General features: G+C 49.5%; 24 protein-coding genes and 1 tRNA gene. 20 read left to right on the top strand and 5 right to left on the bottom strand.

Annotated features, from left to right (window positions below):
- Window positions 1-201 precede the first annotated feature (201 nt).
- From AC4PME_RS17550 to ilvN, 3 genes are all read left to right on the top strand, one after another.
- On the top strand, window positions 202-576 hold the full coding sequence (locus tag AC4PME_RS17550; RefSeq protein ID WP_303575660.1) for a MaoP family protein: 375 nt from the start codon (window positions 202-204) through the stop codon (window positions 574-576).
- A 222-nt stretch (window positions 577-798) separates the two neighbouring features.
- Window positions 799-2,517: an acetolactate synthase 3 large subunit gene (locus AC4PME_RS17545; protein ID WP_119502703.1), complete on the top strand. Its 1,719-nt coding sequence runs from the start codon at window positions 799-801 to the stop codon at window positions 2,515-2,517.
- Complete coding sequence (ilvN, locus tag AC4PME_RS17540; RefSeq protein ID WP_119502702.1) at window positions 2,517-3,014, top strand: acetolactate synthase small subunit; 498 nt, start codon at window positions 2,517-2,519, stop codon at window positions 3,012-3,014. The genes AC4PME_RS17545 and ilvN overlap by 1 nt, the downstream gene beginning before the upstream one ends.
- A gap of 54 nt (window positions 3,015-3,068) precedes the next feature.
- Here ilvN and AC4PME_RS17535 read toward each other — a convergent pair whose 3' ends face one another.
- The gene (locus tag AC4PME_RS17535) at window positions 3,069-4,025 is read right to left on the bottom strand and encodes a hypothetical protein (RefSeq protein WP_491046543.1); all 957 of its coding nucleotides are present in this window, start codon (window positions 4,023-4,025) and stop codon (window positions 3,069-3,071) included.
- Between the two features lie 196 nt (window positions 4,026-4,221).
- Between AC4PME_RS17535 and tatA the strand changes: the two genes are divergently transcribed.
- Genes tatA through hemB form a run of 7 tightly spaced genes read left to right on the top strand, consistent with a single transcriptional unit; the run spans window position 4,222 to window position 9,774 of the window.
- Window positions 4,222-4,461 (top strand): Sec-independent protein translocase subunit TatA, encoded by a 240-nt coding sequence (gene tatA / locus AC4PME_RS17530; protein WP_119502700.1) that lies wholly within the window; start codon window positions 4,222-4,224, stop codon window positions 4,459-4,461.
- Window positions 4,461-4,760, top strand: a complete 300-nt coding sequence (gene tatB / locus AC4PME_RS17525; protein ID WP_119502699.1) for a Sec-independent protein translocase protein TatB — start codon at window positions 4,461-4,463, stop codon at window positions 4,758-4,760. Before tatA ends, tatB begins: the two co-directional genes overlap by 1 nt.
- The gene (gene tatC, locus AC4PME_RS17520) at window positions 4,761-5,519 is read left to right on the top strand and encodes a twin-arginine translocase subunit TatC (RefSeq protein WP_119502698.1); all 759 of its coding nucleotides are present in this window, start codon (window positions 4,761-4,763) and stop codon (window positions 5,517-5,519) included.
- A 50-nt stretch (window positions 5,520-5,569) separates the two neighbouring features.
- A complete protein-coding gene (locus tag AC4PME_RS17515) occupies window positions 5,570-6,091 on the top strand; it encodes a hypothetical protein (protein WP_119502697.1) in 522 nt (173 codons plus the stop codon).
- 1 nt (window position 6,092) lies between these two features.
- Window positions 6,093-6,872 (top strand): TatD family hydrolase, encoded by a 780-nt coding sequence (locus tag AC4PME_RS17510; RefSeq protein ID WP_119502696.1) that lies wholly within the window; start codon window positions 6,093-6,095, stop codon window positions 6,870-6,872.
- An 8-nt stretch (window positions 6,873-6,880) separates the two neighbouring features.
- Window positions 6,881-8,779, top strand: coding sequence for a diguanylate cyclase (locus AC4PME_RS17505; protein ID WP_119502695.1), 1,899 nt, complete (start codon window positions 6,881-6,883; stop codon window positions 8,777-8,779).
- Entirely contained in the window at window positions 8,776-9,774 is a 999-nt protein-coding gene (gene hemB / locus AC4PME_RS17500; RefSeq protein WP_490710458.1) for a porphobilinogen synthase, read from the top strand. The genes AC4PME_RS17505 and hemB overlap by 4 nt, the downstream gene beginning before the upstream one ends.
- 77 nt (window positions 9,775-9,851) lie before the next feature.
- Here the strand turns inward: hemB and AC4PME_RS17495 are convergent, their stop codons facing one another.
- Window positions 9,852-11,363 carry a Ppx/GppA phosphatase family protein gene (locus AC4PME_RS17495; RefSeq protein WP_119502693.1) on the bottom strand — a complete coding sequence of 504 codons (1,512 nt, stop codon included), beginning with the start codon at window positions 11,361-11,363 and terminating at the stop codon, window positions 9,852-9,854.
- A gap of 5 nt (window positions 11,364-11,368) precedes the next feature.
- Complete coding sequence (rhlB, locus tag AC4PME_RS17490) at window positions 11,369-12,652, bottom strand: ATP-dependent RNA helicase RhlB (RefSeq protein WP_119502692.1); 1,284 nt, start codon at window positions 12,650-12,652, stop codon at window positions 11,369-11,371.
- A 100-nt stretch (window positions 12,653-12,752) separates the two neighbouring features.
- On the opposite strand from rhlB, the gene trxA reads away from it, so the two are divergent.
- The 4 genes from trxA (at window position 12,753) to AC4PME_RS17470 (ending at window position 19,070) form a co-directional block, all read left to right on the top strand.
- The gene (trxA, locus tag AC4PME_RS17485) at window positions 12,753-13,079 is read left to right on the top strand and encodes a thioredoxin TrxA (protein WP_119502691.1); all 327 of its coding nucleotides are present in this window, start codon (window positions 12,753-12,755) and stop codon (window positions 13,077-13,079) included.
- Between the two features lie 423 nt (window positions 13,080-13,502).
- Window positions 13,503-14,768: a transcription termination factor Rho gene (rho, locus tag AC4PME_RS17480; RefSeq protein ID WP_119502690.1), complete on the top strand. Its 1,266-nt coding sequence runs from the start codon at window positions 13,503-13,505 to the stop codon at window positions 14,766-14,768.
- 166 nt (window positions 14,769-14,934) lie between these two features.
- A complete protein-coding gene (locus AC4PME_RS17475; protein WP_119502689.1) occupies window positions 14,935-16,230 on the top strand; it encodes an amidohydrolase in 1,296 nt (431 codons plus the stop codon).
- A 38-nt stretch (window positions 16,231-16,268) separates the two neighbouring features.
- Complete coding sequence (locus AC4PME_RS17470) at window positions 16,269-19,070, top strand: ATP-binding protein (RefSeq protein WP_491046542.1); 2,802 nt, start codon at window positions 16,269-16,271, stop codon at window positions 19,068-19,070.
- Here the strand turns inward: AC4PME_RS17470 and nhaA are convergent.
- The gene (nhaA, locus tag AC4PME_RS17465; RefSeq protein ID WP_491046541.1) at window positions 19,049-20,287 is read right to left on the bottom strand and encodes a Na+/H+ antiporter NhaA; all 1,239 of its coding nucleotides are present in this window, start codon (window positions 20,285-20,287) and stop codon (window positions 19,049-19,051) included. The genes AC4PME_RS17470 and nhaA overlap by 22 nt on opposite strands.
- A 4-nt stretch (window positions 20,288-20,291) precedes the next feature.
- A complete protein-coding gene (locus AC4PME_RS17460) occupies window positions 20,292-21,170 on the bottom strand; it encodes a LysR family transcriptional regulator (protein WP_490710455.1) in 879 nt (292 codons plus the stop codon).
- A gap of 209 nt (window positions 21,171-21,379) precedes the next feature.
- Between AC4PME_RS17460 and purE the strand changes: the two genes are divergently transcribed.
- The 6 genes from purE (at window position 21,380) to AC4PME_RS17430 (ending at window position 25,457) form a co-directional block, all read left to right on the top strand.
- A complete protein-coding gene (gene purE / locus AC4PME_RS17455; RefSeq protein WP_119502685.1) occupies window positions 21,380-21,871 on the top strand; it encodes a 5-(carboxyamino)imidazole ribonucleotide mutase in 492 nt (163 codons plus the stop codon).
- Window positions 21,868-23,013: a 5-(carboxyamino)imidazole ribonucleotide synthase gene (locus tag AC4PME_RS17450; protein WP_303575647.1), complete on the top strand. Its 1,146-nt coding sequence runs from the start codon at window positions 21,868-21,870 to the stop codon at window positions 23,011-23,013. Before purE ends, AC4PME_RS17450 begins: the two co-directional genes overlap by 4 nt.
- 60 nt (window positions 23,014-23,073) lie before the next feature.
- Window positions 23,074-23,149: transfer RNA gene (locus AC4PME_RS17445), tRNA-Thr, on the top strand.
- Window positions 23,150-23,270: 121 nt separating this feature from the next.
- Window positions 23,271-23,750 carry a copper chaperone PCu(A)C gene (locus tag AC4PME_RS17440; RefSeq protein ID WP_491046540.1) on the top strand — a complete coding sequence of 160 codons (480 nt, stop codon included), beginning with the start codon at window positions 23,271-23,273 and terminating at the stop codon, window positions 23,748-23,750.
- 124 nt (window positions 23,751-23,874) lie between these two features.
- On the top strand, window positions 23,875-24,348 hold the full coding sequence (locus AC4PME_RS17435; RefSeq protein WP_119502683.1) for a Dps family protein: 474 nt from the start codon (window positions 23,875-23,877) through the stop codon (window positions 24,346-24,348).
- A 14-nt stretch (window positions 24,349-24,362) separates the two neighbouring features.
- Window positions 24,363-25,457, top strand: a complete 1,095-nt coding sequence (locus AC4PME_RS17430; protein ID WP_491046539.1) for a PQQ-dependent sugar dehydrogenase — start codon at window positions 24,363-24,365, stop codon at window positions 25,455-25,457.
- The last annotated feature ends 32 nt before the right edge of the window (window positions 25,458-25,489 follow it).

Here is a 25,489-nt window from a genome sequence, read left to right as displayed (position 1 = left end):
CGCTACCCCCATAAAAAGAAAAATGCCAGTCAGCTTAACTGACTGGCATTAGCCTTTACGGCGCTTTTTTTGTTTGACATCCAACGTCATTAAAACTATTTGTTGTGTTGCGAAAAGCACAAGTTTTGTTAGTGGCTCTGTTGCCTGAGTGACATGGCCTGAAACCGTTCTCAAATAGTATTGCAGCAAACAGGTTTTAGTATGACGAATAGTACTCGTGATAGTCTGATAAAGCGCCCGTTTATGGATAAAAAGCATTATCCCTACGGATTTGCACGTTCCGGCGATTTTTCGATAAAAGAAGCGAAAATTCTCGCAGAAAATGGTAGTGTGATTGCAGCACTGGTGGATGGAAAGCTGACACCTGAAACGGATCAGGATATGCGCTTCATTGCTGTTGCTCATGGTGAGACCGAACCGGCTTCACCAGAAGAAAAAGTGTGGCTAAAGTACCAGAAACGTATTAACCGACCTAAAGCCGCCTCAATCTATGGCTCCAAAAAAGTTGCACTGACAGAATCTGACGACGACGGTGGCACTGCGGACGACACCGATATCGTGTTAGATGACGATTAACTTGTAAATCAGTTGTAACCGCCATCCTATATTTGGCTGTAAAATAAGCTAAATGGGGATATTCATCCTATTTATTCTATATATTGGGATACATGTCTCACTTTTAGCCATTTTTTTGTTTTATCTTTCTAATGCCTTCGTTATAGTCCGCGCTACGGTATATTCCGCATATATTTTTAATAAGGTTACGAGACACAAATCCATAATACAGGAGATTTGACTGTGAAAATGATGTCAGGCGCTGCCATGGTGGTTGAAGCGCTAAAAGATGTGGGAGTCACACATGTGTTCGGTTACCCCGGTGGTGCCGTTTTAGACATTTACGATGCGCTGTTTGCGCAGGATGATGTCAAACATGTCCTCGTACGTCACGAACAGGCGGCCGCCCATATGGCGGATGGTTATGCACGTTCAACTGGCAAAACCGGCACAGTCCTCGTCACCTCAGGTCCGGGCGCAACCAATACCATTACCGGTATTGCTACTGCGTATATGGACTCTATTCCTATGGTGGTATTGTCCGGTCAGGTAATGTCATCACTCATTGGTGAGGATGCATTCCAGGAAACGGATATGGTGGGTTGTTCCCGCCCCATCGTTAAGCACAGCTTTCTGGTAAAACGGGCTGTTGATATTCCTGAAGCCATTGCCAAAGCCTTTTATATTGCCAACTCCGGCCGTCCGGGCCCGGTAGTGGTTGATTTGCCAAAAGATATTGTAAACGTTCAGGATTCCCATCCGTACGTATTCCCAGAGTCAGTGGCTATGCGCTCGTATAACCCCACTGAAAAGGGCCATATGAAGCAAATCAAAAAAGCCGTTGCTTCTATGCTTAAAGCAGAACGTCCGGTGATGTACGTGGGTGGTGGTGCTGTTGCCTGTGAGGCATCCGGTAAAGTTATAGAGCTGGCTGAGAAGCTGAATGCACCGGTAACCTGCACGCTGATGGGGCTGGGCGCTATGCCGGGTACCCATGAACAGTTCGTTGGTATGCTGGGTATGCACGGTACGCTGGAAGCCAACAAAACCATGCACAATTCAGACTGCATTATTGCACTGGGTGCCCGTTTTGATGACCGTGTTACCAACAACGTTTCAAAGTTCTGTCCTCATGCTGAAATTATTCATGTGGATATTGACCCTGCATCGATTTCAAAAACCATTAATGCGCACATTCCGGTTGTTGGCAGTGTGGATAAAGTGCTTGATCAGATCCTTGAGCAACTGGCTGATGTGGATTTCTCCGGCCAGAAAGAAAAGCTCAGCGACTGGTGGCAACAAATCACCCAGTGGCGCGGCCGTGAGTGTCTGAAGTACGAACAGGGCGACACGGTAATCAAGCCTCAGCGTGTTATCGAAGCTTTGTACAAGCACACTAACGGTGATGCGTACGTCAGTTCTGACGTGGGTCAGCACCAGATGTTTGCTGCTTTATATTATCCTTATAAAAAACCGCGTCAGTGGATCAATTCCGGTGGTCTGGGCACCATGGGCTTTGGTTTACCGGCAGCGATGGGCGTACAGTTCGCACACCCTGAAGCGACCTCGGTGGTTGTAACCGGTGACGGCAGTATTCAGATGAATATTCAGGAACTGTCTACCTGTTTGCAGTACAACTTACCGGTGAAGATTATTTCTCTGAACAACCGTGCGCTGGGCATGGTACGTCAGTGGCAGGATATGATTTATAAAGGTCGTCACTCTCATTCTTACATGGACTCCATGCCTGACTTTGTGAAGCTGGCAGAGGCCTATGGCCATGTAGGTATCAAAGTGGATCGTCTCGATGAGCTCGACGCCGCGATGGAAAAATGTTTCAGCTATACCGACAGACTGGTATTCATGGACATTGCTGTAGACCAGAACGAACACGTTTATCCAATGCAAGTGAAATTCGGTGCAATGGATGACATGCGCCTGAGCAAAACGGAGCGAACCTGATGAGAAGAATTATTTCAGTATTAATGGAAAACGCGCCGGGCGCACTGTCACGTATCGTGGGCGTATTTTCACAACGTGGATATAACGTTGATTCACTGTGTGTTGCCGCAACAGACGACCCCAGTTTGTCTCGCCTGACCATTACCACTCACGGTGATGATAAAGTGATTGAGCAAATCACCAAACAGGTGAACAAACTCATCGATGTGCTTAAAGTGGTCGATTTAACCGACGGCACCCACGTAGAACGTGAACTGATGTTGATTAAAGTGGCTACACGGACTGAAGAGATCCGCGCAGAAGTGAAGCGCACCAGTGATATCTTCCGTGGCAGTATTGTTGATGTAAACGGCAGCAATTACACCATTGAAATCACGGGTACATCAGACAAGCTGGATGCTTTCGCATCTGCAATGGGTGAATGTGCAGAAATTATCGAATCATCCCGCACCGGCGTATGCGGATTAGCCCGCGGTGAACGTGCGCTGAGACCATAAATCAGCGGAAGTAAAAGAACGACAAAACCGGTATCGCCCGTGATACCGGTTTTTTTATGCCCCTTTGCCGTAATACACTTCCACCCGTAAAGCCAGCCCGTACGAAGGTTTAAAATCTTCTTCCTTCAGCCATAAAACAAACGGCTCAATTTCGTAAAACAGCCAGTCACGGGTGGGGTTCATACGGTAGCGGAAACTGGTGTACACCTCACTCAGCTCGTTTGACGGTTTTGTCAGTCCTTCTGTAAACAGGGTATAAATAGCTGCGGAATGTGAAGTCAGCGGTTGCAGATATTGCAGTTCGTGACGCCACAACCAGTCTTCGTGTTCATCGCGGTAGTAATAACGGTTGTTGAAGCGGAATACATGGTCGTCGTGGCTGAGATATTGAAACGTTGCTCCTACTTCAGCACCCAGTCCGTCGCGGTTGTAATAATAGGTTTCAGCGTCGTAAAACAGGGCGACTGTATCGGAGAGCGGGGCCATATCCTGAAAACGGGCTTTCGCATAAACTTGCCCCCGCCGGCCGGTACCGATACGGTACGACATTCTGGCATTGTCACTGGCACGGTAACGCAGGGCGATGGTTGTGTTATCGCGGTTCCGGGCAACCGGGTCTCTTGCCGCTTTAATGGTATTTTGATTGTCGTTATCTTCGTTATCGCTGAGCACCAGATCTACACGGTCTTCCAGCGCCGGTAGTTTTACCCGAATCCGGAAACGTAAATCCATTTCGCTGAGGTCCCGCGTTCTGGGTTCCCAGCCCAGACTCACCCGGCCTTCGGCCCTGGCATCACGGTAAGCGTCACTGCCTTCCAGTGCAAAAAAGCTGTCGAGCTGCCGTGCGGTGTAGTCCATGGAGCGGGTTAGCTCCTGTTGCCAGTTATCGAACCAGAGTTTTTCATCTGTACCGGCTTCTGCCTGCTGGCTTTGTTCAACCGGAAGACGCTCAACGTCTCCGTCTGACAGCCGGGGCAGTGCAACACACAGTAACAACACGATACATGACATAAATTAATTCAGGGTTTCAGACCCGGGCTTCCTATCCAGTTTTTTAGCATGAAGTGAAATCAGGCATTCGTCAAAAGTTTAAATAAGTATAAAAACGTAAAGATGAAACGGTTCACCTCACAATTGTAAATTATGTCGTGAAAGGTTCTTATAGCGGTGGCATACTGTGGGTCTTGATGTAAAGGAGATTTTTTTGATGGGTGGAATTAGTATCTGGCAATTGCTGATTGTTTTAGTGATTGTTGTTCTTCTGTTTGGCACTAAGCGACTTAAGAGCATTGGCTCCGATCTTGGTGGTGCAGTAAAAGGTTTTAAGAAAGCAGTAACTGATGAAGAGTCAGATGCTGATTTCTCACAGGAAAAGCGCGTTGAAAACAAAAACGAGGCGCAATCTGTAGAAGCAGAGTCCAAGGCAGACGTTAAAGAAAAATCCTGATGTTTGACATTGGCTTCTGGGAATTATTGGTGATTGGAGTGCTGGCACTGCTTGTGCTGGGGCCGGAACGTTTACCCGGCGCAATGCGCTCCACCATCAAAACAGTGCGCAGCGTGCGTAATATGGCAACAGGCTTCAAGCAGGAAGTGGAACACCAGTTACGTGTGCATGAATTGCATGAAAATCTGAAAAAGGCTGAGCAACAGGGCCTTAAAGATATTGCGCCGGAACTTAAAGAAAGCGTCGATGAACTCAAAGATGCCGCGAAGTCCGTGCAGGAACCTTATAAAAAGAAGTAAATGTCTGACGCTAACTCTCTTATCTCGCACCTGATTGAGCTGCGAAACCGTGTCTTGCACGCACTGGCAAGTGTGCTGCTGGTGTTTTTGTGTCTGGCGTATTTCGCTCAGGATCTTTACCGCCTTCTGGCTGAGCCTTTGCTGAGCACGATGCCGGAAAACACATCCATGATTGCAACGGATGTTGCATCACCGTTTTTTGCACCGTTTAAACTTACTCTGGTGCTGTCATTTTTCATTGCTATTCCCTATGTGCTTTATCAGGTCTGGGCCTTTGTCGCGCCGGGCTTGTACAAGAATGAGAAAAAGCTGGTCGCGCCGCTGTTACTCTCAAGCACACTGCTATTTTATGCGGGGATGGCGTTTGCCTATTTCGTGGTTTTCCCTATTGCCTTTGCGTTTTTTAACAGTGTGGCGCCTGAAGGGGTAACCGTCAGTACGGATATTTCCAGTTATCTGAACTTCGTACTTAAATTGTTTTTCGCATTCGGGGTGTCATTTGAGATCCCGATTGCCATCATATTGTTATGCTGGACAGGCGTGACCGATGCAGCAACGCTGCGGGCTAAACGTCCTTACGTGGTGGTCGGTGCCTTCATACTGGGTATGCTGCTGACACCTCCGGATGTTATTTCCCAGACATTACTGGCAATTCCAATGTGGTTCTTATTTGAAGTGGGCGTCATCGTCGGTGGATTTTACGCAGGTAAAAAAGAAGATGATGAGGACGAGCAATCGTCCGACTCTGAGTCAGTTTAGCTCAGACAGATCGGGACAGACGATCTGAAGATGACAAGTAAGGAATAATAATGAAATCAAAAATAAAACTGGCCGGTGTGGCCCTCATTGGCGCTTTATCATTTACGGCGCAGGCTGAAACCGTTACTGAAGCCATGCAGGCTTGTAAGAACGAAAAAAACGACCTGAAACGTCTTATTTGTTATGACGCCGTTGCCGGTTCAATGAACATCTATGCCGGTGCAGGCAAGTCTGTTGATGACATTGCCAGCGAGCAACCAAAGCGTCAGCCGGTTGCCACTGCCAGCAAGCCACAAATTACTGAAGATGACTTTGGTCTGGAAGCACAGCGCCTGGCGGCAGAGAATCTGCCTGAAAATATGTCCGGTACTATTACGGATGTGTCGACCAGCCCGCGGGGTGACTACATTATTACACTGGATAGCGGTATGGTCTGGCGTCAGACTTCCGATGATGTGAACTACAAGTTCCGCAAAGGCGATACCGTACTGGTGGAGCGTGGAGCACTGGGTGCTTTCTATCTGAAGAAATCCGGTGCCAGTGGCAGAATTGGCGTACGCCGGATCAAGTAAGTTGAAATGGTTCGATGCCGGCGTCAACCTCCTTGACCGCCGGTTTAATCCCGACGATGTTATCGCCCGCGCTGTAGAAGCAGGGGTCGATAAACTTTGCATGATCACCACTGAGCCCGCTGAGTGGGATGATGCACAGGCGCTTTATCAACGTTATCCTGAACACCTTTGTTATACCGTCGGTTGTCACCCGCATAACGCTAAAGTCATGACAGAGGATGACTTTACCGGTCTGGAACAGCGCCTTGATTGTCCGGGTGTTGTTGCCGTCGGTGAGTGCGGACTCGATTTTAACCGCGACTTTTCCCCCCGTGATGTTCAGGAATCAGTCTTTCGCCGGCAACTGGCGATTGCCGTTAAACATAATAAGCCTGTCTATCTTCACGAACGTGATGCTTTCGCACTGCAATTAGATTGTCTGGACAGTGTTGAAGGGCAACTGGCCGGTGGCATCGCCCATTGCTTTACCGGAAACCTTGACGCCATGCAGGCCTATCTCGACCGGGGTCTGTATATTGGTATCACCGGCTGGGTCTGTGATGAGAAACGTGGCGCAGACTTAAGAGAAGCGGTGAAGCAGTTACCCCTTAACCGGTTAATTCTCGAAACCGATGCGCCTTATTTATTTCCGAAAAATCATCGTCCGAAGTCAAAAAATAATGAACCTGCTTTTATCTCATCAATTGGTAGGTATTTGGCTGATTTGACAGAAATAAGTTATGAAGAGTTGACACAAAACAGTTATGCTAATACTTGCAGGGTATTCAAAGTTGCAAGGTAGAATAATAAATGCAATTGAACACGGGGATGGTCCGCCGGTACGATGAGTGGCTGATCGCAATAACGCTGGCCGTTGTTGCCTTGTTTCTTTATGTTGTGCAACCCTACATCCGCGCCGACGATCAACAGCAGCGCATTTCTGAAATTCGTTATACTTCCTCAGCAGCATCTGCTTTTTCCATTCAAAGTTATTCCGAAATAGCCGCTGTAGACTGGACGCCTGTGAGCAACCCGGTAAATCTGGGTATGCAGGACGGTGTACACTGGTTTAATTTCTCTGTCAGACGTGATGCGCTTTTATCTGAAGAAGCGTTACTCGAAGTGGCTTATCCGCTGCTGGACAACATAGAAGTCTCTTTTTTTACGCCTGAACAGCACGGCCCGGTAGCAACTCTCTATGGCGGCGATGCGTTGTCGTTTACAGAGTGGGATATACGTCACCCCTCCATGTTATTTACCATCCCGGCGGGCTACGCACATCTGGATGTGGTGCTGAAAGTGAAAACATCAGGGGCAGTAAGATTGCCTGTGCGTGTGTGGAATAAAACAGAATTCATCGAATATACCTCCAGCCTGAGTCACCTGATGGGGGCGTTCTTCGGTTTCCTGCTGGCCATCGGGGTAAGCAACTTTTTCTTCTTTCTGACCACCCGCAGTGCAACATTTTTACTTTACACCGCTTACGTCATTTCGCTGTCGCTGACGCTGGCGACTCTGAACGGTCAGGCCTTTGCGTATTTGTGGCCGCAGTGGGGCTGGTTTGAACAACGGGCCGTCGCTATTTGTGCCAATGCTGCCATTATGTTCGCCATGCTGTTTTCCCGCGCCTTACTGGAAGTTTCTTCCCATAGCCGGAAAATTGATAAAACACTGAAAGCGGTGGCAGCCCTGTTCGGGTTAAATGTCATTGTCAGTCTGTTTCTGCCCTATGCATGGCTTATCAAAGTGTTTCTGGTAATGCTGGGGCTGGTGGTTATTTTTACCCTGGCCATCGGTATCTGGCTTGCCATGCGGGGGCACACCATCGCCAGGTACTATTCTTTTGCCTGGAGTATTTTGCTGGTCAGCGGCTTATCTGCCAGCCTGGATAATCTGGGGGTATTCAGCACCAGTATACCGTCCAATTATTTGCTGATGCTCGGGGCGTCAGTAGAAACGTTACTGCTGACGTTTATTATCGCCATTGGATACAGCCAGCAAAAAGAAACCGCCTTTGAATCGTCCCGTAAAGCCCTTGAGCAGGAAAAGTTATCTGCACAGGCGCGGGAGGATTTGGTGGAAATTCAGCGTCAGTATGCCGATGAAATGGAATACAAGGTGCAGGAACGTACCCTGGAACTGGAAATTGCACTACGTGAATTATCACAGGCCAATGAAGAACTGGAGCGCCTCAACAGCATCGACTCACTGACAGGGATCCGTAACCGCAGGCACTTTGACAAACGCTTGCTGGCAGAGAGCCGGCGCAGTCGTCGTGAACAAACTGAACTTAGCCTCGCAATGATTGACATCGACCACTTCAAGTCGGTTAATGACGAGTACGGACATGCAGCGGGTGATGCCTGTATTTGTCACATTGCCCGTTTACTGCAATCACAGTTACGCCGTTCATCAGACGATGTATGCCGCTATGGCGGTGAAGAGTTTGGCATTATTTTGCCTAACACTGACATTGAGGGTGCCCGACAGGTCGTGGAATACATGCGCAGAATGATTGAGCAGACGCCGGTTGAAATTGACGGGCAGGTTATTCAGCTGACGATGAGCGCCGGTGTTGCATGTGCCGTTATTCAGCGTGAAGCACACGAACTCGATTTACTGAAGTACGCAGACAGCCTGTTGTACCGCGCTAAGCAAAACGGGCGGAATCAGGTTGTCGCGGAAATCTTTTCTGGAGAATCATCATGACATTTTCACCTTTCCCGGCAAAAAGAATGCGCCGCCTCAGAAGTCAGGACGCATTGCGGGATATGGTCGCAGAGCACGTGCTCACGGTAAAAGATCTGATTTACCCTGTATTTGTTCTGCCGGGCAAAAACCAGCGGGAAGCTGTGCCTTCCATGCCGGGCGTCGAACGTTTATCTGTGGATTTACTGGTGGAAGAAGCCGGTAAGTGGGTCGACCTTGGGATCCCCGCTCTGGCGCCTTTTCCGGTTACGCCTATGGAGCTGAAAACTGACTGTGCGAAAGAAGCGTGGAATCCGCAGGGACTGGCACAGCAGGCACTGCGTGCGTTAAAGGACGCTTATCCGCAACTGATGCTGATGTCTGATGTGGCACTGGATCCGTTTACTTCCCACGGACAGGACGGCATCATCGATAAAGACGGGTATGTGGTAAATGACATCACCGTGGATGCGCTGATAAAGCAGGCGCTGTCGCATGCTGAAGCCGGCGCTGACATTGTGGCTCCGTCGGACATGATGGATGGCAGAACTGGTGCCATCCGCAATGCCCTTGAAGCTGACGGCCACCACAATACCTGTATCATGGCTTATGCTGCCAAGTATGCGTCAGCCTATTATGGCCCTTTCAGGGACGCTGTGGGCTCTGCTGCGAACATCAAAGGCGGTAACAAGAAAACTTATCAGATGGACCCTGCAAACAGCGATGAAGCTATTCACGAAATTGCCATGGATCTGCAGGAAGGCGCAGACATGGTCATGGTGAAACCCGGCATGCCGTATCTGGATATTGTCCGTCGTTGTAAAGAAGAGCTGAAGGTGCCGACTTTTGCCTATCAGGTAAGTGGCGAATACGCTATGCACAAAGCGGCGTTTGCTAATGGCTGGTTGAAGGAAGATGAAGTTATTCTGGAATCGTTGCTTGCATTTAAGCGGGCCGGTGCAGATGGCATTCTGACTTACTTTGCGCCGCAGGCTGCGCAGTTACTGAAGGGCTGAATGTCTATCAGCCCGCTGACACATCTGAGACTGCCGGCCTGATACTGGCCGGTTTTACTTCGCCCGGTAAATACCAGTCACAGGCAGTGCAGTTTCCAGCCTGCCCGGTGTTGTAACCAGGTTTCGTTGGCCAGCTCAGCGTTAATAAGCGGATGGGCCGCCAGCCAGCCTTGCGGCAGGATCAGTGTCCAGTCATCACCGTCCACTTTCAGTTCTACCTCCGGAATGTGTTTGTTCTGACGACGCAGACACAACACAACGGCAATCCTTAACACCCGTAACAAGCCTTCCAGCATGGGCCTTACTTCTTCATGATAATGAGTAAAAGTGTCTGACTTGATTGCGAGGCGGTGACATTTTACCAGGTCCCGTATCGCCACACGTTGTAATTTGGTGTAACCGGGCAAATCGATATACGTCAGCAGGTAGGCACCATGCTCATGATGCTTTTTAAACTCAACATGCAGACCGATTTCATGCAGGGTTGCTGCTGCACCCAGCACGGCTTCAGTATCAAGGTGACACAAACTGGTTTGCGCGCATAACTGGTGACACAGGCGCAGTGCCAGCCCCCGCACTGACTCAGCATGGTGGCGGTCGATGTGATACCGCTTCATAGTATGATTCAGGGTCTGGCTGCGGCGGTCATTTTCCTGCAGGTTATCCAGCATGCCGTAAATCAGTCCTTCCCGCAGTGCGCCGCCGGAAATATTCATATCACGGATTTTCAGGCGCTCGAACAGGGTGATCAGAATCGCCAGGCCGCTGGGGAAAATGGGCTTGCGGGACTCTTCCAGACCTTTGATGTTCAGGTTGTCGATATGACCACAGGCGATACACTCATCACGCAGTTTATACAGGTAATCAAGGCGGATAGCATCGCTGATCCCCTGTGCGACCAGAATTTCTGTGATGGCTTGTGGTGTACCTGATGCGCCCAGACAGTTATGCCAGTCAAAACACAGGAAGGTATCAGCCACACTGTCCAGAAGGGCATTAGCTTTTTGCTGTGCTTTATCGAAGTTGGCCCGGGTGATTTGGCCTTTAGGGAAGTGCCGTTCTATGAACGTGACGCAGCCCATATCCAGACTGACCAGGTGGATAGGGTGCATGTCATTGCCGATGATAATTTCGGTGCTCGCGCCGCCGATATCAATCACCAGGGAATTGCCCTGATTCGCGGAGGTATACGCAACCCCGAGATAAATCTGCCGCGCTTCTTCTTCACCGCTGATGACTTCCAGCTTATGGCCCAGAATGGATTCTGCTTTGTGGATGAAATCCGCGGCATTTACTGCCAGACGCAGTGTCGCGGTAGCGACCACTTTTACATTGGAACGGGGAATGTCCTGCAGGCGTTCGGCGAATGTCTGTAAACACTGCCAGCCACGCTCCATGCTGACTTCATCCAGTTCCATATCGTCATTTAAACCGGCAGCCAGCCTGACTTTCTGTTTCACTTTACCGATGATTTGCACACTGCCGTTCACGACATGCACTACCACCATGTGGAAACTGTTGGAACCCAGGTCCACGGCGGCGTAATACTCGCCGTGAACAACCGCATCATGTTGAAGTTCTGGCTGCATAGATTTTACTGGTTTGACGGTTTCTTATTGTTGCTGTTACGGCGACTGTTGCCACGACGGGATGAATTCCGGTTAGTCGGAGTACGCCGGCGACGGGGTTTCGGTGCAGTCACATCATCCAGTAATGCTGTTCTGTCAAATTCGGTAACAGGAATGGCATGCTGAATATATTCTTCAATCGCCGGCAGATTCTGTGCGTACTTTTCACAGGCGAAGCTGATAGCGGCACCGCTGGCTCCGGCACGGCCCGTACGACCAATACGGTGAACGTAATCTTCCGCATCGTCCGGCAGGTCGTAATTGAATACGTGGGTCACTTTATCAATGTGCAGACCACGGGCGGCAACGTCAGTGGCGACCAGTATATCGAGATTGTTCCTGGTGAAGTCTTCAAGGATCGACAGGCGCTTTTTCTGCGGTACATCGCCGCTTAACAGGCCAACACGGTGACCATCTGCTGCCAGCCAGTCGTTTACACGCTCACAACCGCTCTTGGTGTTTGCGAAAACAATGGCTTTATCCGGCCATTCTTCTTCCAGCAGGGTAAGCAGAAGAAGCATTTTGTCTTCATCTGACGGGTAGAACAGTTCTTCAGACACGCGGGTGGCTGTTTTGCGTTCCGGTTCAACCTGCACGTGAGTGGGGTTGTTCATGTGCTCATAGGCCAGCTCCTGTACGCGGTAGCTCAGCGTTGCTGAGAACAGCATGCTCAGGCGTTCAGTGGCAGCAGGCATTCTGCGGAACAGGAAACGGATATCTTTAATAAAGCCTAAATCGAACATGCGATCCGCTTCATCGAGTACAGCTGCCTGAATATTATCCAGCGAGAACACACCTTGTTTGTAGTAATCAAGAATGCGTCCTGTCGTACCGATAATAATATCTACCCCTTCTTCTAGCGATTCGCGTTGACTTTGGTATCCTTCGCCCCCATAAATGAGACCAAGTGACAGTCCGGTGTGCTCGCTGAGCGGCTTGGCATCATTATAAATTTGAACCGCAAGTTCACGGGTAGGTGCCATGATGATGGCGCGCGGTCCGGATTGACTACTGGCGTCATTTTGCGCTTTTTCCAACAGATGGTGGAAAGTTGCGACAAGAAATGCCATTGTCTTGCCCGTACCGGTTTGTGCCTGACCGGCGATATCCAGTCCCTCTAGCAGGGGCGGCAACGCAAGTGCCTGGATTGGAGTACAATGAGTGAAGTTTGCAGACTTCAATGCCTCAACAACTTTGGTATTGATGGGCAAGTCGGAAAAATGTGTTTCAGTTAAATGTGTTGTTTGCATAGCTTATAGCTTATCTGTGCTTGCATTAAAAAACGGTTTCTTATAACACTAATGGTAAAGCTGAGACAAATCAGCAGCAGACCAAATATTGGAGAAAAGAATGAGCGACAAAATTATCAAGTTAACAGACGACAAATTTGAAGCAGATGTTATCAATGCTGCTGGTCCTGTGCTGGTTGACTTCTGGGCCGAGTGGTGTGGCCCTTGTAAAATGATCGCACCAATTCTCGAAGAAGTTGCGACCGAGTTTGATGGCAAATTAACAGTTGGTAAGTTGAATGTCGATGAAAATAATGAAACGCCACCAAAATATGGCATTCGTGGCATCCCAACTTTACTGCTGTTTAAAAACGGTAATGTTGCCGCTACAAAAGTTGGCGCATTGTCAAAAACTCAACTGACAGAGTTCCTGAACGAAAACCTTTAATCGTTAACGGAACATCCGAATCAGAAAAACCTGCCGGTCTGCCGGCAGGTTTTTTTATACTCTGTTCTTCTGCAATTTGATCCATCTCAACAACCGGTAATGGACATAACAGCATATTACCGCTATCACTTATATAAGCTGACAATTTAAACCTTCGCATTATTGAACGTGTGACAACATTGTCTGTCAGATGCTGCTGTATGTGCCGGTTAGAGCAAAGTAAATATCGGGTATTAAAGTTTTTTTAACAATTGCGGCAAAAAAAGTGGACGCTCCTCAATTAAGGTGCTAACGTTCGGATATATGCTCAAACCGAGCAGCGTTCTGCTTAAGTCCGACCCGGACAAACATCTATTCCAACTATTTTTTTAATTTAGGGGCTAACGTCCCGTAAGCGAAGTCCAAGCACAAAGACCCACCAGTATGAATTTAACCGAACTGAAGAATAAACCAATTAGCGAGTTGGTTGCCCTGGCCGAACAAATGGGCCTGGAGAACATGGCTCGTGCCAGAAAACAAGACATCATCTTTTCAATCCTGAAAAATCACGCCAAAGGCGGTGAAGACATTTTTGGTGATGGTGTACTCGAAATTTTGCAGGACGGCTTTGGCTTCCTGCGCTCAGCAGATTCTTCTTATCTTGCCGGGCCCGACGATATCTATGTATCACCCAGCCAGATTCGACGTTTCAATCTTCGCACCGGTGATACGATTTCAGGAAAAATCAGACCACCCAAAGATAGTGAACGCTACTTTGCCCTCCTGAAAATCCGCGAAGTTAACTTCGACAAGCCAGAAAACTCCCGTAATAAAATCCTCTTCGAAAACTTAACTCCTCTGCATGCAGCCGACCGTTTGCGTATGGAACGGGGTAATGGTTCGTCTGAAGATATTACAGCCCGTGTTCTGGACCTGGCGTCGCCAATCGGCAGAGGTCAGCGTGGTCTCATCGTTGCACCGCCTAAAGCCGGTAAAACCCTGTTACTGCAAAACATCGCGCAGTCTATTGCTGCAAACCACCCTGAGTGTGAACTGATGGTTCTGCTGATTGACGAGCGTCCGGAAGAAGTGACCGAGATGCACCGTCTGGTTCGTGGTGAAGTGGTAGCATCAACCTTCGATGAACCGGCCAGCCGTCACGTACAGGTTGCGGAAATGGTTATCGAGAAAGCCAAGCGCCTGGTTGAGCACAAAAAAGACGTGGTTATCCTCCTAGATTCTATCACCCGTCTGGCCCGTGCATACAACACCGTTATTCCTTCGTCCGGTAAAGTTCTGACCGGTGGTGTGGATGCTAACGCTCTGCATAAACCTAAGCGTTTCTTCGGTGCGGCACGTAACGTTGAGGAAGGCGGCAGCCTGACCATCATCGCTACAGCGCTGATTGATACCGGTTCTAAGATGGACGAAGTAATCTACGAAGAGTTTAAAGGTACAGGTAACATGGAACTGCACCTGAACCGTAAGATTGCAGAGAAACGCGTATTCCCTGCTATCGACTTCAACCGCTCAGGTACCCGTCGTGAAGAGCTGCTGACCAGCCAGGACGAACTGCAGAAAATGTGGATCCTGCGTAAGATTGTTCACGAAATGTCTGAAGTTGACGCCATGGAATTCCTCATCAACAAACTGTCGATGACGAAAACCAATGATGAGTTCTTTGATGCGATGAAGCGTCAGAAGAGCTAAATCCTCCCGGATACGAAAAACGGCGTCTGTATGGCGCCGTTTTTGATTCCGCATTGTTTGTTGTTTGTCCCGTCTCAGCCGCATACCGGCGGGAGTGTTGTAAAACTGATTTTAAATTGGTGCAGATTCAGATAGGGTAAATATTCTTATAATAAGGAATATTAACATGCACACACGACTCCTCTCCGCCGCAGTCATGCTGGCGTTTTCTTCATTTTCACAAGCACAAACTGATGTGGCTGCGATGGCAGATAAAATCGAGCCTGAAGTGATCAAATGGCGCCACCATCTGCACGAAAATCCTGAGTTATCGAACCGCGAATTTGAAACGGCAAAATACGTTGCAAAGTACCTGAAATCTCTTGGACTGGAGGTTGAAACCGGTGTTGCCAAAACCGGTGTGGTGGCTGTGCTTGACAGTGGCAAGCCCGGACCCGTGGTCGCGCTGCGGGCAGATATGGACGGCCTGCCGGTGCCGGAAGAGAACGAACTGCCATGGCGTTCAAAAGCCAAAGGCGAGTATAACGGTAAAGAAGTACCGGTAATGCACGCCTGCGGTCACGACACCCATATGGCCATGCTGATGGGCGCTGCAAAAATTCTGACAGAAATGAAAGATGAGCTGCGCGGTAAAGTGAAATTCATTTTTCAGCCCGCTGAAGAAGGTGCGCCTCCGGGTGAACTGGGTGGTGCTGAAGTGATGGTGAAAGAGGGCGTGTTGAAGAGTCCTGACGTGGACGTGATTTTTGGTCTGCATATCAGCTCGAATCTGGACATCGACAAAGTCAGCTACAAGCCGGGCGGTGCTATGGCAGCAGTTGACCCGTTCAAAATCGTGATCCACGGTAAGCAGGCCCACGGTGCGTATCCCTGGAAAAGTGTGGATCCCATTGTAACGGCGGCGCAAATGGTTATGTCACTGCAAACCATCGTGTCCCGTGAAATCAAGCTGATTGATGATGCTGCTGTAGTGACAGTGGGTGCCATTCATGGTGGTAACCGCTCGAATATTATTCCCCGTGAAGTGGAGCTGGTCGGTACTATCCGTACATTAGACAAAGCTGCCCGTGAACATGTTTATGAAGCGATGGAGCGTAAGGTTAAAGGTATCGCTGACAGCATGGGCGCTGAAGCTGAACTGACCCTGCCACTGGATTACAGTTATCCCATTACTTATAACGATCCTGAACTGACGATGGACATGTTGCCGACGCTGCAGCGTACTGCCGGAAAAGACGGCGCGGTCCTGGCCAAAGCAGTAACCGGCGCAGAAGACTTCTCGTTCTATCAGGAACAGATCCCCGGTCTTTTCCTCTGGGTTGGCGGTAAGCCTCTTGATGTGCCGGAAGCGGATTCTCCTGCTCACCACACACCGGATTTCTACGTCGATGACAAGGGCATGAAGCTGGGTGTTAAATTGCTGACCAATTTAACACTGGATTACATGGCAAAGGCTGATTAAACTTTTCAGTTTCCCTTAATGCGTAGAGTTCATGCGGTATGCGCACATCAGAAACTGTAAAGTGGTTATTGCTGGTACTGTTCAGTGCCGGCCTTAATCTGATACCGCCGCCATTTATCAGTGGCGGCTTAACAGCATTCGGTTTGCCTGTTGCCGTGTTCATGGCTTTACGTATGCCTGCAGCGCTGTCCGTTCCGGGCATCGCTCTGGCTATGGCGCCGGTGTGGTTTATTCACGGTATCACACTGCCTGTTATCCTCTGCTCCGGACTGCCTCTTGTTTTAGTACTCTGCAGAAGGCGGCAATCGCCCTGCGAACCACTGAAAACCGGCATCGGGTTTTACAGTTCGCTGGCGGTACTAATCCTCGCTTTTCAGCAATGGAGTGAGCAAAACGGCTTTAATACCGCGGCGTTTACCACCGTTTCAGTGACCTGGTTTTGCCTGTTATCTTCGGTGTTATCAGCGCACCTTGCTTACCTTTTTAGCCGGCTGGCCTGGCATCCCGGTACATTTAAAAAAGACATTAATTTTAAATATCTGCTGGCATATTGCTTCAGCGCATTGTTCTTTCTGGCTGTGCTGTGCGTCAGCTATTCGTTTATCCATCAATATCAGCAGCGTCAGAAAAGTCAGATAGAGCTTTATATGGCTCAGCGGCTTCATGTTTTGTCCGGGCAGGTAAAAGATTTTCTCGACACCCATCAGCGGGCAATTAATTTCGCTGCCGGTACGCTCTCTGCCATGCCCGGCGCTACACAACCCGACGCAGTGCAAACCGATCGTTTACTGAGCGGGCTGGCTGAATCCAGTCCGGCTTTTCTTACCTTTCTGACGGCAGACGCGCAGGGTAAAATTACCCATGCATGGCCTGAAACGCTGCTAGCGAAAGCTACTGATGCAGGCATGCTTGACGTGTCCGGTCGTGAATATTTCTCACAGGTAATCGCCAGCGGGACACCGTATCTGTCAGATGCGTTTCGCGGACGGGGGTTCGGGCAGGACCCGATTGTCGCCATATCCGCACCGGTAACCGGAGCAGACGGTGAAGTCACCGGCATTCTGGAAGGGTCGCTATCGCTGTCATCTTTCAGTCGTTTCGAGAGCAGTAACATTAATGGCTTTATGTTGCTGGTGGAAGACAGTGAAAGAAAGCTGGTGTATGGCTCAGAGGTGCTTAGTGCCCAGCCGTTAATGCCTTCGCCTCTGGGCAATTGCGACACCGGATGCGATGCGTTGACTAAGGTTAATAACGAAACGTGGTTTGTGAGAAGCGTGCAGATAGACGGCAGCGGCTGGCACGTGCGTATTCTTTACAGCTGGCAGCGCTTTTTGCAACTCACCAACTCATCGCTGATTACCGTGCTCGAGTTGCTGGCGGTATTTGCCGTTACCGGTTTACTGGCCGGCTTCACCCTGGCTTCAGTTGTTAACCGCCCCCTTAAAAAACTTATCGGCCAGCTTGAAGCCTTTGACCCTAATAACCGGGGCCAGGGAATCGTCCTCTCTGAGAGTTTGCCGGTAACAGAATTACGAAGTCTGGAGTCAGCGTTTGATTCCATGCAACGGCGGCTGTTCGATGCCTTTGATGATTTAGAACGCTCGCGGGAATCCCAGCGAAAGCTCAACCTGGAACTGGCAGAACTGAACCGGACACTGGCTTCACGGGTCGAGGAAAAGACCCTGCACCTGGAAGCTGCGGTGAAACAGGCGGAATCTGCAAATGTGGCGAAATCTCAGTTTCTTGCCAACATGTCACATGAAATCCGTACACCGATGAACGGTATTATCGGCTCCTGCGATAATCTTCTGGAAGATGACTTACCGCGGGGCGCAGCAAGGCGCATTGGCATGATTGCCCAGTCTGCCTCCAACTTGTTGATGATCCTCGACAGCATTCTCGACTGGTCGAAAATTGAAGCCGGCAAAATGCAAACCGAGTCGGTGAATTTTTCATTGCAAAAAGTGCTGGAAGCATCATTTCATCTTCACCAGGATGCAGCCATTAATAATGGTGTGACTTCATCAATGACTTACCTTACGCCACTTCCCGAAATGTTATGTGGTGACATGGGTAAGCTGAGTCAGGTGCTGAATAACCTGCTGAGCAATGCGGTGAAATTTACTACAGAAGGGGAAATCACCGTTCTCACCGGCTTTGAAAACGGGCAACTGACACTCACCATTAAGGATACCGGCACCGGGATCGCACCTGAAAAACTGGAACATATCTTCGAGCAGTTTGCTCAGGCAGATGCGTCTACAACCCGTCTTTATGGTGGCACGGGTCTTGGCTTACCCATCACCAGAAAGCTGGTTGAACTGATGAACGGAACCATAGAGGTGGCTTCAGAACCCGGTAAAGGCACCAGTTTTACCGTTATCCTTCCCTTTGACATCGCTGAAGCGGAGCCTGAGGAAGAGAGTGAGCCGGATGCGTTTATTCCGGATAATCTGAAAGTGCTGGTGGTAGAAGATAACGATATTAACGCCCACATCGTAGTGGATATGCTGAAAAACAAAGGGATCCGCTGCGTACGTGTGGCCAACGGTAAACAGGCCGTGGCGGCGGTGCGTCAGATGCAGTTTCACATTGTGTTGATGGATTGCCAGATGCCGGAAATGGACGGGTTCGAAGCAACCCGTGCTATCCGCGGGCTTGAGTCAGAGAAAGCGGGCATTCCCGTGATTGCGCTGACAGCCAATGCCTTCGTGGATGATCAGCGGGCCTGTCTGGCTGCCGGTATGAATGCTTATCTGAGCAAGCCGGTTAAGCGCCGGCAATTACTCAGCATGCTGGCGCAAACCTGGAAAACGCACTACGGCTCAACCGGCGGCTGAACATCTTTGGCTGATTTCTGATTCGGGTTACCAATAAAGCGCAGGGCCAGGTAGCCAAGCAGACCGGATACCAGTGAACCCGCCAGTATGCCCAGACGTTCATCAAAGGCTTTTTCTGAGCCGCCGAATGCCAGCGAACCGATAAACAGACTCATGGTAAAGCCGACGCCACATAACAGGGCACAGCCGTAAATATGTCTGAATGACAAATCTTCCGGCAGTTTGGCAAACTTCATTTTCACCGACAGCCATGAAAATAAGAACACGCCAAGCTGCTTTCCTATAACCAGACCAAAAAATACCCCCAGGGTTACCGGATGCGTCAGTGCGTCTGCTTCCATCTCGTTAAAGTTAATGCCGGCGTTCGCAAAGGCGAAAAGGGGCAGGATGACAAAACTGACACTGCTGTTCAGGCTGTGCTCCAGATGAATGACCGGTGAATATTCCGGGTCTTTTTTATCGCGCATCGGAATAAATGCAGCCAGAACAACACCGGCGAGGGTGGCATGCACGCCGGATTTAAGCATGGCAGCCCACAGCACCAGTCCGATTAATACATAAGGGGGAATGTCGGTAACGTTGCGGCGGTTCATCCAGAAGAGTACGGGTAAACATACAGCCGCTACAATTAATGCTGATAAAGAAATATTGTCCGTGTAGAAAAGGGCGATGATGACAATGGCACCGATGTCATCAATGATGGCCAGCGTGACCAGGAATATTTTTAAACTGGCGGGTACTCTGCTGCCGAGCAGTGCCATGATGCCGAGTGCAAAGGCGATGTCTGTGGCGGCCGGAATGGCCCATCCTTCCATGGCATTTTCAGCACCAAAAGTCAGCGCAAGGTATATGGCCACCGGTATAATCATGCCGCCCACAGCACCGGCAGCCGGCAGTACAATATTTTTAGGATCAGACAGGCCGCCTTCACATACAGCCCGCTTCAGTTCCAGCCCGACATGGAAAAAGAATACTGCCATCAGACCATCGTTAATCCACAGCAGCAGGACTTTGTCGATTTCGAAGCTGCCGGCGGCCACCGTCACCTTCATATCAAGAAAATCTTTGTACACGCCGTTTAACGGCGTGTTGGCAATGATAAGCGCGAGAAGGGTTGCTCCCATCAGGATGATGCCTGCTGACGCGTCCCTTTTCAGAAATGACTGTACATCAGAAACAATTTCTTCAAGGACATTCTCTACGCCCGTTTTTGCCATGTGATTACTCCACGTTTAATAAAGCCTTCTGAAAAGCCTGAGCTGCCAGGCTTATCTGACGGTGTTTTACGGTCACTGCCTGCCAGTGGTTTACTAGCGGGAAATCATTGATGTTGAGGATCCTCACACTGTCCGGCGGCGTGTGCGCCAGAGTGTGTTCGGACAGAATCGCCAGACCCAGCCCCGAAGTGACCGCAAGACGAATCGCTTCGTTACTTTCAATAATCATGGAATTCCTGAACACCAACCCTTTGCTGTCAGTGTAATCCTGAATCGCGCGACGCGTACCGCTGCCGTATTCCCGTAGTAAGAATTTATGATTAATGAGGTCTTTTAGATCACAGTTATCCGGGCCGTCATAATCAGGCGGCGCGATAACAACCAGCTTGTTTTGTAAAAATGGCGTGCAGATCAGATTGTCGTCCTGGGGCGGCTGACTGAAAATGTACACGTCATCCCGGTTGTGGCGCATGCGTTCAATAATATCCGCGCGGTTGCCCACCGTGAAACGCACTTCAATATTAGGATGCTGCCGGCAGAACGGGCTTAAAATCGGCGGAACGACATACTTAGCTGTCGTTACAACTGCCAGCTTCAGGGTACCGATTTCCACCCCTTTTAACGCATGGATTTGGCTTTCCAGTCTGGACTGAGAGCCCAGCACTTCCTGTGCACACTGATAAACGGCTTCTCCGGCTTCCGTCATTTTCAACTGGCCATATGTCTGTTCGAATAACGGCATGCCTACAATGCCGGACAACTTTTTAAGTTGTAACGAAACGGTGGGCTGAGAAAGAGAAAGCGCCGAGGATGCCGCAGTGATAGAACCGTGATCGACAATGCTCTGGAAGACCTCCAGAAGACGAAATGTCAAAGATTGCATAAAGACTCCCTGGTTCATGCAAATATAAATAATTCACTATTGATAGTAATAAAATATAACGAAGGATCTATTTATTACAGTCTTATCATCGCAGGTAATGTGGGTATTATCAGATTTTATGCTAAAATCGCGTGCTTTCTGATCCGCCTGATTAATTTCACATCAAACAGCGGGTCTTACCAACGTCTCAAACCATGGGGAGTCACACGATGGCTAAAGTTGCTATTGTCATGGGGTCTACGTCTGATTGGCCGACAATGCAAAACGCGGCGAAGATGCTTAAATCGTTCGGAGTGGAATTTGAAGCAAAGGTGGTCTCTGCCCACCGTACACCTAATCTGCTGGTGGAATTTGCCGAAACTGCACATGACGAAGGTTTCAGCTGTATTATCGCCGGCGCCGGCGGAGCCGCGCATTTGCCCGGCATGATTGCTGCCCATACCCATCTGCCTGTTTTTGGCTGCCCCGTGAAATCAAAAGCGCTGAACGGTATTGATTCTTTGCTATCCATCGTACAAATGCCTAAAGGTGTTGCTGTAGGCACACTGGCCATTGGTGATGCCGGTGCCGCTAACGCCGGTTTGCTTGCTGCTCAGGTTGTGGCGTTGCAGGACGAAGCGGTACGGGACGCGGTCATTGCATTCAGAAAAACACAAACAGATACAGTACTGAGCAACGGTAATCTGGAGCTTGATGAATGAGAGTATTGGTGTACGGCGCAGGTCAACTTGCGCAAATGATGTATCTTGCGGGCTGTCCGCTGGGTATTGAAGTGCAGGCTGTTGAAGTCAGTAATGACACGGTTGTACACCCTGTCAGCAAGCGTCCGCTGGATATCAGTCTGGCGCAGGCCATAGAGTCTTCAGATGCCCTGACAGTTGAATTTGAGCACGTGCCGGAAAGGCTGCTTGAACAGGCCAGCAAAACAGAAAAACTCTATCCGTCCATGAATGCCATCCTGGTCGGTGCAGATCGTGTCAGAGAAAAGCGTTTGCTTGATGCGCTGAATGTACCCAATGCAGCCCATCAGGTAGTCACGTATATCGACGAGCTGGAAGATTGCGTATCGGCACTGGGCGATAAGCTGATCATCAAAGCCAGCCGTGACGGTTACGACGGTTATGGCCAATGGCGTTTAATGAGCGAAGAGCAACTTCCCGAAATCAAACAGGCGCTGAGCAATCTTGATCTTAAAAAAGTGCCACTGGTGGTTGAAGCCATGGTGAACTTTGATCGCGAATTGTCGCTGGTTGGCGTGCGGGATAAAGACGGTGACATCAAGGTGTACCCGCTGGCTGAGAACCTGCACCACCAGGGGCAGCTGCATGTGTCTGTGGCACCGGCTCCGTTCGTCTCTGAAGCGTTGCAGAAAAAAGCCGGAGAGATTTTCCGCGTGCTGGCTGAAGGCATGAACTATGTGGGCGTGCTGGCGGTGGAAATGTTCCAGTGCGGAGATGAACTGCTGGTCAATGAGCTGGCGCCGCGGGTACATAACTCCGGCCACTGGTCGATGAGCGGCAGCGACACCAGTCAGTTTGAAAATCATCTGCGCGCAGTCACCGGTTTACCGTTAGGGGATACAGAAGCCCGCGGGCCCAGCGCCATGGTTAACATTATTGGTTGCAGCAGCTTTTCCCGTGATCTGTTGAAGATAGCCGGCTGCCATTTGCACTGGTACGGTAAAACCGTCCGTGAAAAGCGCAAAATGGGCCATATTAACGTGACGGCAGCATCCTATGCTGAACTGGGAAGTAAGCTTGAAGAGCTTGGCCAGTATGTACCGTCTGAGTATTTCCCTAAACTGGGAAAAGAAGCGCGTAAACTTAAGCAGATAGAGTCTTGACAGAAATAATTCTGTCGCTAGAATACGCATCCGCTGTTCGCAGCAAGCTTTAGAGAGTGTGCCGACTTAGCTCAGTTGGTAGAGCAACTGACTTGTAATCAGTAGGTCGCCAGTTCGATTCCGGCAGTCGGCACCATTCTCTCTGCATCCGCTGAATATTCTTCGTTTTCTTGCAGTAAATCAAACTGCACACTTCCTAAATCAGATTATCTCTCCTAAGATGGTGTTAAATCAACGTCTTTCACCGGAGCGAAAACGTGTCTGTGCTTTTCAGACTGTCAGTCTCTTTACTGGCATTGTTGTTAACTTCTGCAGCGTCTGCGGCATCACAGTTTGAACTGACAAACACGCAGGCAAGAGCAACCTTTCCGATGGCTGAAACAGCCGCTGTCTACACCACAATCACGAATCACTCAGATCAGCCGGTTACCCTTGTCCGCGCCAGTGTCAGTGAAGATCTGGCCGCACAGGTGCAAATACATTCAACTGTCATGCAGGACGGGATGATGAAAATGCGTCAGTTGAAAGACGGGGTAACCGTCGCTCCCGGAGAGTCTGTGGCTATGCAATCCGGCGGTACGCATTTTATGCTGACCGGGTTAGTCTCAGGACTGGAAGCCGGTTCAGCTTTTCCCATGACCTTATATTTCAGCGACGGGTCTGAACAGAAGGTGACAGTGCCGGTAGTCAATGCTTCGGAAACAATGCATCACCATCATCATGGTAATGATCACTGACCGTGAAAAACGCATAGAAACAATTGAACTGACTAATCTATAAAATAGATTTTATTTATTTTTATCGATTGCTATTATTGAATCATAACGATTCAAAACAATTTATTCCACTAAGGAGTGTACGATGAGCAAGATTGATATTGGTATTTCAGAAAACGATCGTTTTGAGATTGCCGAAGGACTGAAAAGATTGCTGGCAGACTCTTATACCTTGTACCTGCAAACGCATAATTTCCACTGGAACGTCACCGGACCACAATTCCGCGAACTGCATCTTATGTTTGAGGAGCATTACACCGAGCTGGCAACTGCTGTGGATGATATTGCCGAGCGCATCAGAACGTTAGGTGTTGCTGCGCCGGGTACCTATAAGTCATTCGTTGAGTTGTCTTCAATTGAAGAAGTTGAGGGTGTGCCGGAAGCGTCTGAGATGGTACGCTTGTTAACACACGGTCATGAGGCCGTTGTGAAAACATCCCGCAGTGTGCTGAAGCTGGCACAGGATGCCGATGACGAATCTTCAGCTGCCCTCGTTTCAGATCGCATGCGTGTACATGAGAAAACCGCATGGATGTTACGGGCGATGCTGCCTCAATAAGGTATAAAAATAACATGACGACATCATGGACTAAATCGCTGTGCCTGGCCGCTGTGCTGGGCACAGCTTTTTCTGCTCAGGCGACAGAACTGAACGTAGAAGAACTGACCACCGGTCTTTCTCACCCCTGGGGAATGGCTTTTTTGCCTGACGGTAAAATGGTGATCACCGAACGGGCAGGAAACATCCGTATTTTTGACAAGACTGCCGGCCTGAGTGCACCGCTGAAGAATGTACCGGAAGTGGCTGCTGTGAATCAGGGCGGATTGTTGGGAATCACCGTCGATCCTGATTTTGCAGATAATCAGACCATTTACTTTTGTTACAGCAAACCGGGTGAAGGTGGCAGTAGCAGCAGTGTCAGCAAAGCTAAAATCGCCGGAGACAGCCTGACTGATGTCGAAACCATCTTTTCAGCTTCACCGCTGGTGGATAACGGTTTTCACTTTGGGTGCCGCGTAGCGTTTGATAATGAGGGACATCTGTTCATCACTCTGGGCGATCGTTACAAGTACATGAAAGAGGCGCAGAACACTGATAATCATCTGGGCACGGTGGTGCGGATCTGGCCTGACGGTTCTGTACCGGAAGATAATCCGTTCACCAAAGGTGATGCGCCGCAGGTGTACAGTTACGGTCACCGCAATGTGCAGGGCCTGACAGTTCATCCGCAAACCGGTGAAGTCTGGGCAATGGAGCACGGTCCGAAAGGCGGTGATGAAGTGAATTTGCTCGGCAAAGGTAACAATTATGGCTGGCCGCTGATCACTTACGGTATTGATTACAGTGGTGACATTATTTCTGACAAAACAGAAATGGAAGGCATGGAGCAGCCCGTTGTTTACTGGGATCCGTCTATCGCACCGTCCGGCATGGTGTTCTACAACGGTGACAAATTCCCTGAGTGGAAAGGTGATTTGCTGGTGGGTTCACTCAAGTTTACACACCTTCGCCACATTGACATGGAGGGCGGAAAACCCGGTGAGCAGACAGAATATCTCCGTGACAGAAACGAACGTATCCGTGATGTGATTGAAGGGCCTGATGGCTATTTATATCTGCTGACCGATACGCCGGAAGGCAAGTTGCTCAAGGTATCACCGGAGTAAACTGGCCGACTGCTGTTACCTGCACTACTTTA

The sequence above is a fragment of the Alteromonas sp. genome (genome assembly GCF_984505615.1).
Note: the sequence above shows the minus strand (reverse complement) of the source record. Positions and strands in the feature narration are given on the sequence as shown.

Bases quoted from the DNA above. Each gene is read 5' to 3' on its own strand.
- AC4PME_RS17460 (WP_490710455.1), bottom strand. From the start codon at position 21,170: ATGCAATCTTTGACATTTCGTCTTCTGGAGGTCTTCCAGAGCATTGTC.
- purE (WP_119502685.1), top strand. From the start codon at position 21,380: ATGGCTAAAGTTGCTATTGTCATGGGGTCTACGTCTGATTGGCCGACA.
- AC4PME_RS17430 (WP_491046539.1), top strand. From the start codon at position 24,363: ATGACGACATCATGGACTAAATCGCTGTGCCTGGCCGCTGTGCTGGGC.
- tatB (WP_119502699.1), top strand. From the start codon at position 4,461: ATGTTTGACATTGGCTTCTGGGAATTATTGGTGATTGGAGTGCTGGCA.
- ilvN (WP_119502702.1), top strand. From the start codon at position 2,517: ATGAGAAGAATTATTTCAGTATTAATGGAAAACGCGCCGGGCGCACTG.
- nhaA (WP_491046541.1), bottom strand. From the start codon at position 20,287: ATGGCAAAAACGGGCGTAGAGAATGTCCTTGAAGAAATTGTTTCTGAT.
- AC4PME_RS17450 (WP_303575647.1), top strand. From the start codon at position 21,868: ATGAGAGTATTGGTGTACGGCGCAGGTCAACTTGCGCAAATGATGTAT.
- rho (WP_119502690.1), top strand. From the start codon at position 13,503: ATGAATTTAACCGAACTGAAGAATAAACCAATTAGCGAGTTGGTTGCC.
- AC4PME_RS17475 (WP_119502689.1), top strand. From the start codon at position 14,935: ATGCACACACGACTCCTCTCCGCCGCAGTCATGCTGGCGTTTTCTTCA.
- hemB (WP_490710458.1), top strand. From the start codon at position 8,776: ATGACATTTTCACCTTTCCCGGCAAAAAGAATGCGCCGCCTCAGAAGT.
- AC4PME_RS17495 (WP_119502693.1), bottom strand. From the start codon at position 11,363: ATGCAGCCAGAACTTCAACATGATGCGGTTGTTCACGGCGAGTATTAC.
- trxA (WP_119502691.1), top strand. From the start codon at position 12,753: ATGAGCGACAAAATTATCAAGTTAACAGACGACAAATTTGAAGCAGAT.
- tatA (WP_119502700.1), top strand. From the start codon at position 4,222: ATGGGTGGAATTAGTATCTGGCAATTGCTGATTGTTTTAGTGATTGTT.
- AC4PME_RS17550 (WP_303575660.1), top strand. From the start codon at position 202: ATGACGAATAGTACTCGTGATAGTCTGATAAAGCGCCCGTTTATGGAT.
- AC4PME_RS17505 (WP_119502695.1), top strand. From the start codon at position 6,881: ATGCAATTGAACACGGGGATGGTCCGCCGGTACGATGAGTGGCTGATC.
- AC4PME_RS17515 (WP_119502697.1), top strand. From the start codon at position 5,570: ATGAAATCAAAAATAAAACTGGCCGGTGTGGCCCTCATTGGCGCTTTA.
- AC4PME_RS17470 (WP_491046542.1), top strand. From the start codon at position 16,269: ATGCGCACATCAGAAACTGTAAAGTGGTTATTGCTGGTACTGTTCAGT.
- tatC (WP_119502698.1), top strand. From the start codon at position 4,761: ATGTCTGACGCTAACTCTCTTATCTCGCACCTGATTGAGCTGCGAAAC.
- rhlB (WP_119502692.1), bottom strand. From the start codon at position 12,652: ATGCAAACAACACATTTAACTGAAACACATTTTTCCGACTTGCCCATC.
- AC4PME_RS17435 (WP_119502683.1), top strand. From the start codon at position 23,875: ATGAGCAAGATTGATATTGGTATTTCAGAAAACGATCGTTTTGAGATT.
- AC4PME_RS17535 (WP_491046543.1), bottom strand. From the start codon at position 4,025: ATGTCATGTATCGTGTTGTTACTGTGTGTTGCACTGCCCCGGCTGTCA.